Annotated in this window: 13 protein-coding genes; 4 read left to right on the top strand and 9 right to left on the bottom strand. The window is 37.9% G+C overall.

Translation table 11 applies throughout. From position 1 onward, the window contains the following. Positions 1–15 precede the first annotated feature (15 nt). Genes IX38_RS06395 through IX38_RS06385 form a run of 3 tightly spaced genes read left to right on the top strand, consistent with a single transcriptional unit; the run spans position 16 to position 2016 of the window. Entirely contained in the window at positions 16–1287 is a 1272-nt protein-coding gene (locus tag IX38_RS06395; protein ID WP_034702978.1) for a DUF2851 family protein, read from the top strand. Further along, positions 1280–1501: a PspC family transcriptional regulator gene (locus tag IX38_RS06390; RefSeq protein WP_034702977.1), complete on the top strand. Its 222-nt coding sequence runs from the start codon at positions 1280–1282 to the stop codon at positions 1499–1501. The genes IX38_RS06395 and IX38_RS06390 overlap by 8 nt, the downstream gene beginning before the upstream one ends. Before the next feature lie 2 nt (positions 1502–1503). Further along, positions 1504–2016, top strand: coding sequence for an N-acetyltransferase (locus IX38_RS06385; RefSeq protein WP_034702975.1), 513 nt, complete (start codon positions 1504–1506; stop codon positions 2014–2016). Between the two features lie 76 nt (positions 2017–2092). Here IX38_RS06385 and IX38_RS06380 read toward each other — a convergent pair whose 3' ends face one another. The 4 genes from IX38_RS06380 to IX38_RS06365 form a co-directional block, all read right to left on the bottom strand. Next, positions 2093–2827 (bottom strand): SIMPL domain-containing protein, encoded by a 735-nt coding sequence (locus IX38_RS06380; RefSeq protein ID WP_034702973.1) that lies wholly within the window; start codon positions 2825–2827, stop codon positions 2093–2095. Between the two features lie 73 nt (positions 2828–2900). Then, entirely contained in the window at positions 2901–3716 is an 816-nt protein-coding gene (locus IX38_RS06375; RefSeq protein ID WP_051884525.1) for a hypothetical protein, read from the bottom strand. A gap of 18 nt (positions 3717–3734) precedes the next feature. After that, on the bottom strand, positions 3735–4544 hold the full coding sequence (locus IX38_RS06370) for a hypothetical protein (RefSeq protein ID WP_034702971.1): 810 nt from the start codon (positions 4542–4544) through the stop codon (positions 3735–3737). A gap of 6 nt (positions 4545–4550) precedes the next feature. After that, on the bottom strand, positions 4551–5297 hold the full coding sequence (locus IX38_RS06365) for a peptidase associated/transthyretin-like domain-containing protein (RefSeq protein WP_034702969.1): 747 nt from the start codon (positions 5295–5297) through the stop codon (positions 4551–4553). A 168-nt stretch (positions 5298–5465) separates the two neighbouring features. Between IX38_RS06365 and IX38_RS06360 the strand changes: the two genes are divergently transcribed. Next, positions 5466–8621 (top strand): UvrD-helicase domain-containing protein, encoded by a 3156-nt coding sequence (locus tag IX38_RS06360; RefSeq protein WP_394331179.1) that lies wholly within the window; start codon positions 5466–5468, stop codon positions 8619–8621. Between the two features lie 238 nt (positions 8622–8859). Here IX38_RS06360 and IX38_RS06355 read toward each other — a convergent pair whose 3' ends face one another. The 5 genes from IX38_RS06355 to IX38_RS06335 form a co-directional block, all read right to left on the bottom strand. After that, positions 8860–9369 carry a ferritin gene (locus IX38_RS06355; RefSeq protein ID WP_034702966.1) on the bottom strand — a complete coding sequence of 170 codons (510 nt, stop codon included), beginning with the start codon at positions 9367–9369 and terminating at the stop codon, positions 8860–8862. 126 nt (positions 9370–9495) lie between these two features. Continuing rightward, entirely contained in the window at positions 9496–9945 is a 450-nt protein-coding gene (locus IX38_RS06350; RefSeq protein ID WP_034702964.1) for a hypothetical protein, read from the bottom strand. A gap of 180 nt (positions 9946–10125) precedes the next feature. Further along, the gene (locus tag IX38_RS06345) at positions 10126–11094 is read right to left on the bottom strand and encodes a hypothetical protein (RefSeq protein WP_034702963.1); all 969 of its coding nucleotides are present in this window, start codon (positions 11092–11094) and stop codon (positions 10126–10128) included. A gap of 139 nt (positions 11095–11233) precedes the next feature. Beyond that, a complete protein-coding gene (locus tag IX38_RS06340) occupies positions 11234–13888 on the bottom strand; it encodes a 4-alpha-glucanotransferase (protein ID WP_034702962.1) in 2655 nt (884 codons plus the stop codon). Between the two features lie 149 nt (positions 13889–14037). Continuing rightward, the gene (locus IX38_RS06335) at positions 14038–15204 is read right to left on the bottom strand and encodes a T9SS type A sorting domain-containing protein (RefSeq protein ID WP_034702961.1); all 1167 of its coding nucleotides are present in this window, start codon (positions 15202–15204) and stop codon (positions 14038–14040) included. Positions 15205–15422 lie beyond the last annotated feature (218 nt).

Genomic DNA, 15422 nt, shown 5'->3' with positions numbered 1-15422 from the left:
ATATTTATCGTCACTATGACGGAAAAACTACTTCAATATCTTTGGAACTATAAGGTTTTCAAACATTTCGACTTCAAGGATATTGAAGGGCATTCCGTTGAGATCATCAGCTTTGGAAAGTGGAATACGGACGCAGGGCCGGATTTCCTTGATGCAAAAATCAAAACAAAAGATCTGGTTATTGCCGGAAACATTGAGCTCCACATCCGTGCTTCCGACTGGATTTTCCATAACCATTCCCAGGATCCCAATTACCAAAACATTATCCTTCACGTCGTTTATCAGAATGATGCAGAGATTGACGACCTCATCTCTAAAAATGTTCCCACTCTGGAACTGAAAGACCATATTGATCAGGATATCCTTTGGAAATACGAAAAAATGATCAATGGAACTCAATTTATTCCCTGTGAAAACATTTTTGATCCCATTAAAATCCCTCTTAATTTCCACGAAGGCAATGTCCTTAAAAAGCTGGAAGAAAAGTCTCAGGAACTGGAAAAAAACTTAGAGAGATACAAGAACAATTTTGAAGCGGTTCTTTTTCACAGCCTGGCCTACTCTTTCGGATTAAAAGTAAACGCCCACTTATTCAGACAGATCGCGGAATCCATAGATTTCACAGTCATTAACAGGATCCGCCAGAATGAATCACAGCTGGAAGCTCTGCTGTTTGGCATATCGGGGTGGCTTGACGAGCCAAAAGACGGGAAGATGATGATGTGGAAAAAGGAATTTGAATTCCTCAGAAAAAAATTCAGTATCCCTGATCTGACCTTTCATCCTAAGTTTTTAAGACTGCGGCCACCCAACTTTCCTACGATCCGTCTTTCCCAGCTGGCAGATCTTTATTACAGACATCAGAATCTGTTTTCAAAGATTATTAAAGCTGATCATATAGATGAGCTGTACGAAGTTTTTGCGCCGGTAAAAGCTTCGGAATATTGGGATTTTCATTTTAATTTCGGAACCCTTTCAAAATTTCATCCTAAAATGCTGAGCAGGGATTTTATTGAACTGGTGATTTTGAATACCGTACTTCCTTTAAAATATACTTATCACAAATACCACAACGAGGAAACTGCGGATGAAATACTGGAACTGTACAAAAATATTACGGCAGAAAAAAATTCCATAACCTCCGGATGGAAGAAACTTGGACTGAAAGTTAAGAATGCCTTGGAAAGCCAGAGCCTGATTTATCATCATAAAACATCGTGTGAAGAAAAAAATTGCTTAAATTGCAGTATTGGATTTAAACTTTTAAAAGAATCTTCAGATGTTTGATAATATCCGCCACAAAATGGAAAGAGAATGGTTTGGTGTTCTTACAAGAATGGGCGCTAAGCTGGGAATTCCTGTATCCAAATTGAGAATATTCTTTATCTATTCTACTTTTGCAACCGCCGGTTTTTTCTTTCTGATCTATCTGGGACTGGCGTTCACCCTCTGGATCAAAGATATTTTTATTACCAGAAGGCCCAGTGTTTTTGATTTATAATTATGGAATTTTTACCGATCGCTACTGCCGAAGATTATAGAATCCAGGAAATCTATGCTTCATATTCCTGTACTTTTCCTGAAGATGAAAGGAGAGACTGGAAACAATTTACCGCTTTATTTTCAAATCCTCAGGTGAAAGTAATCTCTGTGCTCCATGAGGCTCATTCCATCGGATATCTTATCATCTGGGAACTGAGTTCTTATGTTTTTGTAGAGCATTTTGAAGTTTTTGAGGCATTCAGAAGCCAGAAACTGGGGTCACATATCACCGGATACCTGTTTAAAAACCATCCCAGAATCATTCTGGAAATAGAACCCGGTCATTTGGGTGACGATGCGAAAAGACGCTATTCTTTTTATCAGAAAAACGGATTTACCCTGATCGACGAAATGTATATACAGCCAAGCTATGGTGAAGGGAAAAAGCCTCTTGACCTTTGGCTGCTGGCCAATTATATTCCTGAAGATCTGAAGCGTGTAAAAGACGAAATTTATGATGTAGTATATCATTAAATATAAAAACCGCCGGAAAATTTCCGGCGGTTTATTTTTTCTATTTTATTCCCGCTGATTTCACAGATGAATAATCTTAGTTGACTTCGTATTCCAGTTTTATGGTAATATTGGCTTCTTTTTCTTTGGAAGAAGTATTGAATGTCCCGCCGTAAGAATAGTCTTCATTAGAGTTGGGTTCTGTGATCTGAATAACCCCCATCGTTGCCTTTTTAAGATTTCCCAGGCTGCTTCCTGAATTTTCCGCAATTTTCTCCGCTCTTTCTTTAGCATCCTTGGTTGCGCTGGCGATCATTTCCTGTTTTACCGTTGCCAGTTTAGTGTAAAAATAAGATGGTGAGGAAGAAGTAAACTCAATACCACGGTTGATAATCTCTGTAATATTTCTGGAAAGATTTTCAATTTTTACAACTTCTTTACTTTCAATGGATACTTTTTGGGTCAGATTATAACCTGAAAATTCACCCTGCACAGAATTTCCGTTAGAATCGCTGTAGTTTCTGAACTGTTTCTGAATATCTACCGAGGAAAATACGATCTCGCTCTGTTTGATCCCCTTTGAAACAAGATAATCATTGATTACCTTTCTGTCTATGGCCAGCTCATCATAAGCTGCTTTCAGATCGAAATTATTTTTGGAAAAGCTCCCGGACCAGGTGATCAGGTCGGAAGTAAACTGTTTGGTGCCCAGTCCGGTTACGGAAATGGTGTTTTCAGATTTATTCCTGTTTTTAATAGCATTTCCTAAAAAGACAAGCCCAAGGACAAATCCAAGTGCTCCGACTGCTACCGCAATAATATTTTTATTCATAGAAATTGGGATTTAATTTGATCTGGTAAGACTCTATCAATTTCTGTTCCGAATTTTAAGAATTCTTTAACATTTATTCCGGGGTTTTATTTTTCTTTAATCGTTCAACATAAGCCGGCATGGTTTCTTCCATTCTCAACAGTACGCCGGAAAGATTTTTTGCTTTCACATAGGTTCTTACCTGTGGTTTAACTTCAAAGGAATACTGTATAAATTCTGAAATCCTTTCTTCGGGAATTCCTGCTGCTGTAAAGTATTCATTATCTACCCTGTTTCGTACCCATGCAATATGTTCCTGCAGATCATCGTATCTGTACTGCCTTTTCTGACGCCTTGCTTTTCCGCTTATAAGATCATAAGTTCCCTGTACATCAAGGCTCCCTAAAAGTATCGGAAGAAGCACCTGCTTCACTTCTGCCGGTTTTTCCCTCATTTTTCCAACGGGTTGGGGCAAACCTACTGCCTGCCGGACCATTTCACCTTTATCTGCTTTTGAAGCCAGCCTGGAATCCGTTTCAAGGTCTCCGGTTGGTTTTTTAACCACTTTTACCTCTTCAATTTCTTTGGGGATCGGAATCAGAACAACCAAAAGCTGGGAACTGAATCCATTGGAAGGAACTGTGGCAGAAACTCTTCTGAAATCGGCTTTTACAAATCTCAGTTCATCATTCGGAGCCGCATCGATAGAGAACAGCCCCATGGAATTGGAATACACTTTTTGATCGCTGGACATGTTGATGACAATCACCGAACTGAGGTTTTCGCCATCATCATCGGTAATACGGCCTGTGACTGTCTGTTGTGAGAAAAAATTATGAAACACAAAAACCAGAAGAAATGAAACTTTTTTCCAGTCTTTAATCCCTATATTTCCTCCTGCAAAGTTCATGCTCTTATTCGTTTAAGATTAAATATTATCCAGTTTATGGGTTTTCCTGTATTGTGCAAAGGCTACCTTTAATTCAAATTCTACAATACCGACCTTAAAGTTTTTCCTGAATTTTTTCGCCATCATACGGGTATCATTGGCATAGATTAAAAAATGGTCTATCTGCTCTTCGTCCATACCGTATTTTCTGAGAAACTGAAGGTTAATTTCTTCCTTTACTCTTTTAAAAAAATTCTGTGTTTCCGTATAATCGGCTTTGGTAATTTTCAGTTCTGTTGCTTTTTTGAACAGTCCCACAGCGGCATCTAAAACGTCCAGAATACTTACTTGCCCGGCACCGTAATCATGACCTGTAAAGGTTTTGGAAACTGTATTATTCGGTAAAGCCTCATTCAGAGGGCTTTTCATATATTCGTCCAGATCTGATTTTAAAGAAACCACTTTTCCGGACTCGTTAAGCTTCTTACTGTCTCTTTCCAGGTTTCCTGTGGGCCCAAAGGTGATTCTTACTTCAGGAATCTCTATTTCATTTTTGTCAAGACCTATTATTAAAGGAGATGCAAAATCTTCCTTCCTCATCTTTTTGTCGAAACGGTAATATCCTTCTTTTACAAACCGAAGTTCATCATTTTCGGATGCTTCTATGGTAAAATTCCCTGAAGCATCACTTAATGTGCTTTTCCTGTTGGAAACATTGATGATTAAAACAGGGTTTATATTTCTTTTGCTGTTATCCGTTACTGTTCCGATAATCTGCTGCTGGGAAAAAATTTCGGCTGAGGCAAAAAAAGGAACTGCGTAAAGGCCTTGCTTAATAAAAGTTCTCATGTACGTTTATCTTTGAGTCTGTGGAGCGCGGTAGGAGGAAACCCTTGTCAGGACAAACCTTTGAAACCTATAGAGATCAGCATCACTACAGAAACCGTATTTCAGGATACTTTTTCTTTCAAAACCACCTGCCAGAACATAGCTGATAAAATGATCCACCTGAGATTTTTCAATTTTTAAATCTGTGAAATATTCCTCACCGAGAGCCGTTTTCAGATAGCCGGCCAGATCGATATCATCCCATTTATCTTTTATTCTTCCAATAGAAAACCCTTCTCCTTTCGGTTGTACAAATTCTCCGGCTTTTGCGGCCAGTATTCTTGGATCCGATTTCTGTGCAATATACTGGTCAATATCTTTTACCAGTTTTTCAACCTTTTTAGACCTGCTCATATTTTTTGAATCAATCTTAAGATCACCGGTCATTCCCTGCTTAACCTCTACTTCAGGGATCAGTATGGTAGCTCTTTCTAAAGTAATGCTAACAGAAGATTCGATATTTTCTTTGGAGACTTTCTTCACAAGACGCTCGTAACCTGATTTCACAAAACGAAGCTCATCGCCTACCCTTCCGGAAACCATGAAGTGTCCATCCCGGTTGGTAATGGCTCTTTCATCCGTTCTGATATTAATTACAGTAACATCGGGAATTTCCGAATTATCTTCAGCAGTTACTTTTCCAAAAATATAATTCTGAGCATTGGCATTAACGAAAAAAAGAGTAGTAAGAAAAAAGAGTAGTTTAAGTTTCACGGACAGTTTTTTATAGAGCAAATCTATAATTATTTTTAAATTATATGGTAAGTTTAACCACAGTTAACGTGTTTTAGGATTTCTTTTTGATTTTTACCCGCTAAACTGTTAAATCACCGCTCTGAATTGTTAAAATTTCACTTAAAAATTAGCTAACTTGCAGTCTCAATTCTAAATTCAGCAATGCAAAATTCTTATACAGTGATCAATGCTTCGGCCGGATCGGGGAAAACATATGCCCTGGTCCAGAGGCTTTTGATGATCTGTCTCCGCTATCCCAATCAGCAGCAGTCGATCCGGAATATTCTCGCACTTACGTTCACCAACAAAGCGGCCAATGAGATGAAGGAGAGAATTTTATCGTGGCTTGGAAATTTTTCTGCGGACAATTTTGCCGAAAACGGTGATCTGAAAAACATTCAGAAAGCATTTGAGGCTGATGGTTTGAAAATTACGATCGACGAGCTTCACAGCCGTTCCAAAAAATTGCTGGATTATGTACTTCACAATTATTCAACACTGAATATCGGAACAATTGACCGCTTTAATTCAAGGCTGGTAAGAAGTTTTTCATATGAACTGGGCCTGGCAAAAAATTTTAATCTTGAAATTGAGGCTGAGCCTTATCTGATCGAAGCTGTGGACAAAATGCTTGACCAGATCGGTGAAAATGAAAGCATCTCCAATTCATTCATGGATTATGTGGATTACAGCCTGGAAAACAATGAAAGAATCAATCTTAACAAGAATCTTTATGATTCTGCGAAGGAGTTTGTAAAAGACATTCACTATGAACACCTGAAAAGCAATAAGAGCTTTGATGACACGAATTACGAGAATATAAAAAATACGCTAAGAAAGGAAATCGTACAGAATAAGAAACGGTCTGCTGAACTTGCTGCTCAATCTGTTGAGCTGTTCCGGTCCAGAAATATTGATATCGAAGATTTTGCACAGGGGAAAAACGGGATCGGAGGATTCTTCACTAAGGTTCAGGATTTTTACAATCAGAAAAGACCGGGATTTCCATTTCCTACAACGCAGGAAGAATCTGTAGTCAATAATTACAGAAAAGGAGCTTCTTCAAAATCCAAAAACAAGGAACCTGAGATTTTTGAGATTCTCGACCAGCTTATTGATAACAGAATGCAGCTGATTCTTCTATACATTGAAACTCAAAAGAAGGAAAAGATCCTGTCTGCGCTTCTTCCGTTGAAAGTGAATAAAGACATCCAGGATGAATTAAAGAAAATTGAGGAAGAAAATGATCTTGTTCTGCTTTCAAAATTCAATATTCTGATCAATGAAAATCTTAAGAATGAGCCTTCAGCATTTATTTATGAAAAGGTAGGTTCACAGTTTCAGCATTATTTTTTTGATGAGTTCCAGGATACATCGGAACTGCAGTGGCAGAATTTTATTCCGTTGCGCGATCACAGTGTTTCCACAGAAAATACTTCTTTTACTCTTGTGGGGGATCCTAAACAGAGCATCTACAGGTTCCGGGGTGGAGAAAGCAAGCTAATGCTGGATATTATCAACAAGAAGGAATTTTCGCCAAAAGAAGCGTCTCTTCTTGTTTTAAAAGACAACTGGCGAAGCGCTAAGAATATTGTGCAGTTCAATAATGAGCTGTACCGGTATCATTCGGAAGGACTGGAGGAGGAACACCGGAATATTTTCGGGGAAGATGCTGAACAAAGCTCGAAATCCCAGATGGAAGGACGTGTAAAAGTAAGCCTGATCGAAAATCTTACGAATGAGGATTTTTATAATGATACTTCGGAAAGAATGCGGAAGGATATCCAGGAAAGCCTGGATAATGGTTTTAAGTTTTCTGATATTACGGTCTTATGCCGTGGTAACTTTGATATTTTCAGCTATTCTCAAAAGCTGGGCAACCTGAAAGTGCACTACCGCGGAGAGGAAACGAATATCAAGACAATTTCCGACAAGGGTCTGACGCTGGAACTTTCCAATACTTTAAAGGCGGTTATTGAATTTCTCCGATGGGAAATCAATCCTAAGAACAAACCCAATCTGATCATGATGATGTATTATCTGAATGCTCTGGGAAGAATTCATATGTCAGATTTCACATTGGAAATGAACAAAATCCTGGAGATAGAAACGCATGAGGAAATTCTTCAGTTTATCCGGAACACCTATTCCCTGAAGCTGAAACAGGAAAATTTCCCGAGGTTCAACCTGTATAATTTTGTGGAATATTATATTAATGAATTTGCTGTGGAAAACAAGGAAACGGATTTTCTTCTGAATTTTCTTGAAATGCTTTTCAACTTTACACAGAATGCCGGAGCCAGCACGAAAGAGTTCTTAAAATACTGGGACGAGGAGGCTTCTGCTTATACGATCCAGGCTTCGGAAAATATTGATGCCGTACAGATCATGACGATCCATAAATCGAAAGGACTGGAATTCCCGATCGTATTTATCCCGATGATGAATAAGAACCGGGACAGTGAATTCACCAACTGGTTTGATACGAATAATGATGATGCGTTGAAATCAGTGAACATCAACCAGTTCAGTAAAAATCTTGAGGTGTACGATGAAGAGATAGAAGCATTTAACAAGAAAAATTCCTATAAAAACCTTATCGACAGGCTATGCCTTCAATATGTAGCCACTACCCGTCCTGTTGAGCAGCTGTTTTTCTATATTCAAAAGGCAAATAAAACGTCCAATAATCTTGAGCTGCTGGAATTCTTTAACGGAAAAAATACAGAAGCGGCAGACGAATTCGATCTTTATGAAGTGCGTCCGGAAATGCTGAAAAAGCATTCCAGGGATAAAATATCATTATTTAAGACCAAGAATATTCAGAATCTTAAAAATATTAATGAAAACAGGTCTTCTATAAAGATCGCCACTCCTTCCAAAAACTACCAGGTAAGGAATGAAAAGGTAAGGATAGGGCTATTTGTGCATGAATTACTGTCGAAAATCAATACGGAGAAGGACACAGCCAAAGTTCTGGAAAGTTATGTTCTGGACGGACAGATCACTTTGGAAGAAAAAAATGAGATCCAGGAAACTTTAGTTCAGATCATCAGAAAATATTCTGAGTTTTTTGATGAAAAATGGGAAGTGATTAATGAAAAGGATATCATGATTTCTGAAAGAGGACAGAGCCATATTTTCAGGCCTGACCGTATTCTGAAGGGAGAAGAGGGTTATATTATTATAGATTTCAAAACCGGGGAACAGAAAGAGAAGGATGAACGCCAGATCGAAAGGTATAGAAATATTCTGGAAGGTTTGGGACGAAAGGTTTTAAAGACGCAGCTTATCTATTTATAAGGGAGAAATCTGTGTGCTCATTTTTTCCACAAAGTTTTCCACAATGTAATGTTGATAACTTCAAAATACTTTACCAATACACTGATTAACAAAAGGTTTTCATAAAAATAAAATACCAGTGGTTGTTAACAATCAGACACAGATCCGGCAAATACCTGTGGATAATTCCAGAATATGGCCAAAACAGAATCGCCCCGCCGTTCGGAGAACGGCGGGGCGATTCCACAATATAATTCAATTAAGCTGTTGTCGCAGGTACAAAAACTCTCTGAGACAATTCCTGATCAAAAAGATATAATGCAGATGGATTGTCGCACACCATCTTGATCTTGGTAACATACTGTGAAGCGCTTGCTTCTTCTTCCACCTGCTCATTAATGAACCACTGAAGGAATGAAGTTGTTGCAAAATCTCCCTCGTCATTGGCATTTTTCACAATATTGAAAATACTTTTAGTTACCTTCTTTTCGTGCTCCAATGCTTTTTCAAAAATATCAATTGCATTTTCGAACTCATGCGGAGGTTTTGCAATTTCTCCGATGATGATTTCCCCGCCTACGTCATTTAAAAAATCAAACATTTTATCTGCATGCATTAATTCTTCTTTGCTCTGAACTCTGAAGTAATTTGCAATTCCGTCAAGATCCTTTGCTGAAAACCAGGCAGACATTGATAGATAATATTGTGCTGCATATTGTTCGTGAGCTATCTGTTCGTTAATTAACGTTGCAATTTTTTCGCTGACCATAAGTATAAATTTATAGTCAAAAATACGCAATAAAAGCCCGAAATCAAAAGTTTTAATGAAAATTAATACAAAAAGGACGAGTATTATCCCGTCCTTCGAACATTAAAAAATCAAAATTACGAATTGTTATTTTGCTTCCGGAGCCGCAGTATCCATAGGCTTTTTCATCATTTTTCTATCCTTCATTGCTACCCTTCTCTGCTCCATTTTAGCTTTCCTGTCGGCCTGCCATTTATCATACTGATCCGGAGTAAGAATTTTTTTCATGTCTGCATCCATCTGAGCTCTTTTGGCTTTCATGTCTTCCATTTTGGCCTGTCTCGCTTCCTTATGCTTATCAAAGTCAGCTTTCATTTCAGACTTTCTTGTTTCGTGAAGGTTTTTGATCTGAGCTACCTGAGCCTGGGTCAGATTAAGGTCTTTCTGCATCTGATCCATATGCTCCTGTTCCTTCTGCTGTCTTTTTTGATGCATCTCTGCTCTTCTTGCCTGTTTGTCCTCCGGAGTTACTGTCTGTTGTGCCATTGCAAAACCTCCTATTCCGATCAATGCTATTGCTAAAACTAATTTTTTCATCTTAAAAAATATTTAATTAATTGTTATACATCTTTTTGATTATAAGTTAAAAGATAAGTTAAACCGAAATATTCATAAAAAATGTTAAATTTTGATATTAAAATAATAAAACAGAAAAATAAAAAGGACAGATCCTAAAACCTGCCCTTCACACCACTTAAATATAATATATGAAAATTATTATTTACTGCTTACCAATCTGTTTCTGAAACCGCCTCCGCCTCTGCTTTCACTGTTGCGGCTGCCCTGTGGTTTCGGAGAGGAGTTTTCAGACCTGAAACCGCCACTGTTCCCTCTGAATCCCCCGCTGTTATTTTCTTTTCGCGGAGCTCTTTCCCTGTTTGCATTATTATTTCCTCTAAAACCTCCACTATTTCCAAATCCTCCTCTTGTTCCGTTATTCTCAGAATTTCCTCTGAATCCTCCGCTATTTCTTACTCCATTATTTTCATTACGGAAATTATTGTCATCCCGCTTACGGAAACCTCCGGAGTTATAATCGTCTCTGGATCCTCTGAATCCATTATTAGATCTGCTGCCTGTTCTGATCACATTGAAAGTAGGATTGTCCATTCTTCGGAACCTAGATCTGTCTACTCTGTATATATTGATATTTACATTCCTGTATCTCGGCATTACTGCATATCTCGGTGCATAATACGTTCTTCTGTAATTCTGGAAGTAAACGACCGGGCTTGCTCCGTGGTAATAATTATTTTGGAAAACAACGAATGTTCTTGGTCCTAAAATTCTTTCCAATGCATAGAATCTGTCATAATACCATCTGTCCGGATTGTACCTGTAGAAATTATTCCATGTAGAAAAATTCACATACAGATTATTAAGGCTTAAAATCTGATCAATCTGCCATCGGTTCAGCCTGTTATCTCTGAAAAATACATTCCAGTTGACATTGACAATACTGTTTCTGTAGTCATTATAATTTCCCTGGTAATAATCACCCGGATAATAATCCTGAGGATAGTTATAATAATAATCATCCGGGAAATAATTTCTGTCATCCTCATCATTATAATATCCGTCTCCATTCTCATAATATCCGTCATCTCCCCACCCGTTATTTGGATATTGCTGGGCGGAAGACAAAGCTGCCAGTCCCAGGGCAAATCCCAAAAGTATTTTTTTCATTTCTATAGTCGTTAATTGGTTAGTATATAGCAGAATATCTCTATTCTATCTTTTGGATATAAATAAAAAAAAGAAGTTAAATCCTAAGATCAAACTTCTTTTAATAGAAAGTTAACTAATTGATAATCAAATGTTAAATTTATGATCTTCCACTGTCTTTTATCCAGTGGGCAATTTTTTCATTGAAAGATTTCCTTTCTTTCAGATCCTCAAGGTTCAGATGCATCCTGTAGCGCCAATAATGGGGGAAAACCGCAGGGTTATTGATTCTTTCATTATCCATATTCATATTGGTCAGTTCAGGATCAGTAGCCAGAAACTCCTGAATTGGGAAAACAGCGAGCATCGCCTCCGTGTAAAGATGCTGTTTCATAATAATCTCAGCGAGATGGGAATCCATTTCTTCCGGAGCTTTTCCGTACTGTATCAGCTGTTGGTTAAAATATTTCTGTGTAAGCGCAGGATCTTCCTTCCACCATTGTCTCAGGGTTGAGCTGTCATGTGAAGAGGCCGTTACCACATTCATATAATCAGCTTTTTTAGGATTGTAAAACGGAATATTATCCGATGGCATTCGCTGTACTTTTAGGGCAATGATAGCCAGCTCATCCATAACAACAGGCACGCAGGCAGGAACCATTCCCAGGTCTTCGCCGCAGATCAGCATTTTTGTTGCATTAAGAATAACCGGAAGCTTCTCCATCGCTTTCTCATACCACAGATGATCCTGCCTTCTGAAGAAATAATCATGGTACAGTTCATAAATCGCCTTCCTTTCCCATTCTGAAAGATATTTATAAGAATCGGTATTGTACACATTGAATCTTGGATGATACACCGTTTCGCCGTTTCTTTCTTCAGTAAGGAACAAAACATTGGCACATAAAGAGATCAGCTTTTCTTCTATGGAATCTTTAGGATTTCTTTTGAAAAATTCAGCCAGTTTTCTCTGGGTATCAAATTCTTTTTTGAATGAGTATGTTCCGTCATTATTATTGTTAATAAATTCAAAAACTTTACTGCTGTCTTCCCCGAAATATTCCCACAGAATTCTTTCATTAATGAAAGGCTTACAATATCTGTTGAAATCAAAAGGAATATGCCTTGCTTTAAATTCATCCGTAACAATAGGAACAGCAGGATAAAAGTAGCCTAAAATCCCCTGTGTAGCGGAAATTGGCATCCTCCAGATCCTGAAAAACCCTAAGATATGGTCGATTCTCATGGCATCGAAATACTGTTCGAGTGCTTTAAATCTGTTTTTCCACCAGCGGTAATCATCTTCCTTCATCGCTTCCCAGTTATAGGTTGGGAATTCCCAGTTCTGCCCCAGCTCCGTAAACTGATCCGGCGGTGCTCCGGCCTGGAAATCCATTCCGAAAAGCTCAGGTTCTGTCCATGCCTCCACTGAATACCTGTAAATACCAATAGGAAGATCTCCCTTTAAGGATACTCCTAAGCTGTGGATATAATCTACGGCATCTTTCAACTGTAAATGAAGCTGATACTGAACCCAGGCATGAAGCATGGAAGTATCATAATCTTTACTTTTTGCGGTGAAAAACTGTGAGATTTTTCCTGCGATATATTTCTTATGGGTTTTCCAGTCGTTGAAGTTCGGCGTTTTATATTTATCCCTAAGTACACAGAAAGCGGCATAAGGAGTCAGCCAGTAATCGTTGTCTTTTATAAATTTTTTAAAGTTCCTGTCCTTATAGATTTTCTCTTTTCCTGTATTGAAAACGGCTTTTAAGAATTTCCATTTGCCTGCGATCATTTTTTCATAATCAATCAGCTCAAGGGCATTCAATGCTTCTTTTTCAGCCTGATATTCAGAAACTAATTCTTCCGGTAAGGAAAAATCAAGATTTTCCAGGGAAATATATTGCGGATGCAAAGCATAAACGGAAACGGCCGCGTAAGGGTAAGAATCCGTCCAGGAATAATTGGCGGTTGTATCATTAATTGGAAGGATCTGGATGATTCCAAGATTGGTTTCTTTCGTCCAGTCGGCAAGTTTTTTAAGATCGGAAAACTCCCCTACTCCAAAACCGTTTTCGCTTCTTAAAGAAAACACAGGAACCGCCACACCAGCATCGTGGTACATCTGGTAAGACTTGAATTTAAAATAATGACTGGAAACAATCTGCAGCACATCTTTCATCGGATTGGCAACTGTAAATCTGTTTTCGCCGGCCTCAACATCTATAATTTTTTCTGTTTTTTTATCGTAAATACAGTATTTAAACTGGATGAATTCATTCTCAGGAATTTCAACGGACACTTCCCAAATTCCAAAGTCTGTCTGCGAAAGACGGATCGCCTTGTTATAATCCCAGTTTCCTAAAGAAACCGTACTCCCGAACAGGGCAATTTCCCAGTCCGGATTGTAAACAGGTGCCTCAATTCTGAATAAATGGGTATGCTTTTTCAAAGCTGCAGCCTTTTCAGGGACAAACTGGTTGAGTTTATTATAAAGGATTTTATTGTTCAGGTAATTTTCAGGAAAGTTCTTATTATTCCATTCATCGAAAATAATAAACTCCTTATAGTTATGCGGGAAATTAAGATTATGCAGGACAAATTCCTCTCTAAGAATATTGCCTTTTTCATCGGTAAGCTGATATTTATAGGAGATTGATTTTGAGAAATAATCCACTTCGCATTTCCAAATACCGTTTTCTGCATAAAACAGGGTATAAGTCTGGACAGCAGTACCTTCGGCATCTACGGTCATGAGCTGCAGATTCTGTCCGGCCTTTGTATCATACCCTACATTAAAGTATAGCTTCATCTATATTTTTTTTATAAAAATACATTTTAATATCGAAAAATAAAACTTATTGAAGATCAAATAATCATTAAAAAAACCTTTCCAAAATAACTTGAAAAGGCTTTAATTTTATTAGAATTAAAAGGAATTTACATCAATAATTTAAGCTGTTATTCCGTAACAATAATTTTTTTACTCAGTATTGCTTTACCGGATTCATTTGCGATGCTTACAATATAAGCCCCGCTTACCAAATTTCTGAGATAAACCTGCTGATTGAGCGAGCCGTCTTTTACAGATAGATTCTGCTCCATTACATGTTTCCCGGAGATATCAAAAACGCTAAGCTTCAGATTTCCTTTAATGTTTTTATCATTGACATTGACGTTGATAAAATGCTCATCTACTTTGGTCGGGTAAATATCAATATGAGCCAATGTATTTACTGAAGAACTTCTGTCATTCGCAAAATATCTGCTCGCAAGATCGTAGATATGAGGCTTTTCTCCTCCCGGAAGGACTTTTGCCTGTAGAGTCAGCAGATCCACTTCATACAGACTGTCTCCTTTAGCACTTGCAATGATTACTTTTCCTTTGGCATTGACGGCAGCCCCGTTCACTGAATAATTTTCAGGAATACCGGAGATCCTACCTACAAATTTTGCCTTCAGCTCTTTTACAGCGATCTTAAAAACATTTCCTGAAGCTGAAAAAACATAGAAATTATTGTCAGCATCAGCAATCATATCGCCTCCGAAACCTGTTTCCATTGCTGTAAATGAATTCTTTCCGTTAGAAGCGTCATCTTTAATGATCCCAAGATCATTAACTGTATACTGGCTTCCTTTTCTGCTGATCTGTAATAACTGGGTTCCGGCATTATTAAGGGCATAAATATTTCCGTCATACCCTGTAGCCATTCTTGTGATGTGGGAATTGATATCACAGGAAGTTACTCTTGCCACCGTATTTTCCACCAAAGTAATCTCTTTGGTCTTGGCATTCAAAACATAGATATTTGACGAAAACATCGGCATATACACCAGGTTATTGTTCAAAGGATCATAAGCCAGAGCCGCCATGGTAATTGCCTGGGAATGACTGTAAGAATTCTTATCCTCGGACACCTGACTTTTTCTTTCCTGAGAAAATACTTTTGCCGCAGTATCTGCTGAAAACAGTTTTTCTCCGGAAGCACCACTTTCCGCATCCATGACACGGAAGTCACTAAAAACTATGCTGGAAGTATCCTTTCCGGCAATAGCAAAAAAATCCTGTTGTGCCTGGACATTGACACCGAACACAAGCAGGATGAGAGGGAATAGATGTTTTTTCATACAATGTAGAATTTAGATTCGTGATCATTTTAATGTAACTAAGTTACAGAATTTACAAATAGAATCACAAAAAAAATAACATTCTTACATAATATTTACAATCATTTAATACAAACTTTAATATTATGATAATTTTATTCTCCCAATCATTCACCCCTTAGTATAAAAAAAGTAATTGTTTATTGGTGTATAGAATTTGTTTAAACTTCTTTGTTGGA

Source organism: Chryseobacterium luteum (genome assembly GCF_000737785.1).
GTDB lineage: Bacteria > Bacteroidota > Bacteroidia > Flavobacteriales > Weeksellaceae > Chryseobacterium > Chryseobacterium luteum.
The sequence above is the reverse complement of the archived record's forward strand: the minus strand, read 5'-3'. Positions and strand labels throughout refer to the sequence as shown.

Coding starts and splice junctions, on each gene's coding strand:
- IX38_RS06345 (WP_034702963.1), bottom strand. CDS start 11,094: ATGAAAAAAATACTTTTGGGATTTGCCCTGGGACTGGCAGCTTTGTCT.
- IX38_RS06390 (WP_034702977.1), top strand. CDS start 1,280: ATGTTTGATAATATCCGCCACAAAATGGAAAGAGAATGGTTTGGTGTT.
- IX38_RS06385 (WP_034702975.1), top strand. CDS start 1,504: ATGGAATTTTTACCGATCGCTACTGCCGAAGATTATAGAATCCAGGAA.
- IX38_RS06380 (WP_034702973.1), bottom strand. CDS start 2,827: ATGAATAAAAATATTATTGCGGTAGCAGTCGGAGCACTTGGATTTGTC.
- IX38_RS06375 (WP_051884525.1), bottom strand. CDS start 3,716: ATGAACTTTGCAGGAGGAAATATAGGGATTAAAGACTGGAAAAAAGTT.
- IX38_RS06370 (WP_034702971.1), bottom strand. CDS start 4,544: ATGAGAACTTTTATTAAGCAAGGCCTTTACGCAGTTCCTTTTTTTGCC.
- IX38_RS06340 (WP_034702962.1), bottom strand. CDS start 13,888: ATGAAGCTATACTTTAATGTAGGGTATGATACAAAGGCCGGACAGAAT.
- IX38_RS06350 (WP_034702964.1), bottom strand. CDS start 9,945: ATGAAAAAATTAGTTTTAGCAATAGCATTGATCGGAATAGGAGGTTTT.
- IX38_RS06355 (WP_034702966.1), bottom strand. CDS start 9,369: ATGGTCAGCGAAAAAATTGCAACGTTAATTAACGAACAGATAGCTCAC.
- IX38_RS06335 (WP_034702961.1), bottom strand. CDS start 15,204: ATGAAAAAACATCTATTCCCTCTCATCCTGCTTGTGTTCGGTGTCAAT.
- IX38_RS06395 (WP_034702978.1), top strand. CDS start 16: ATGACGGAAAAACTACTTCAATATCTTTGGAACTATAAGGTTTTCAAA.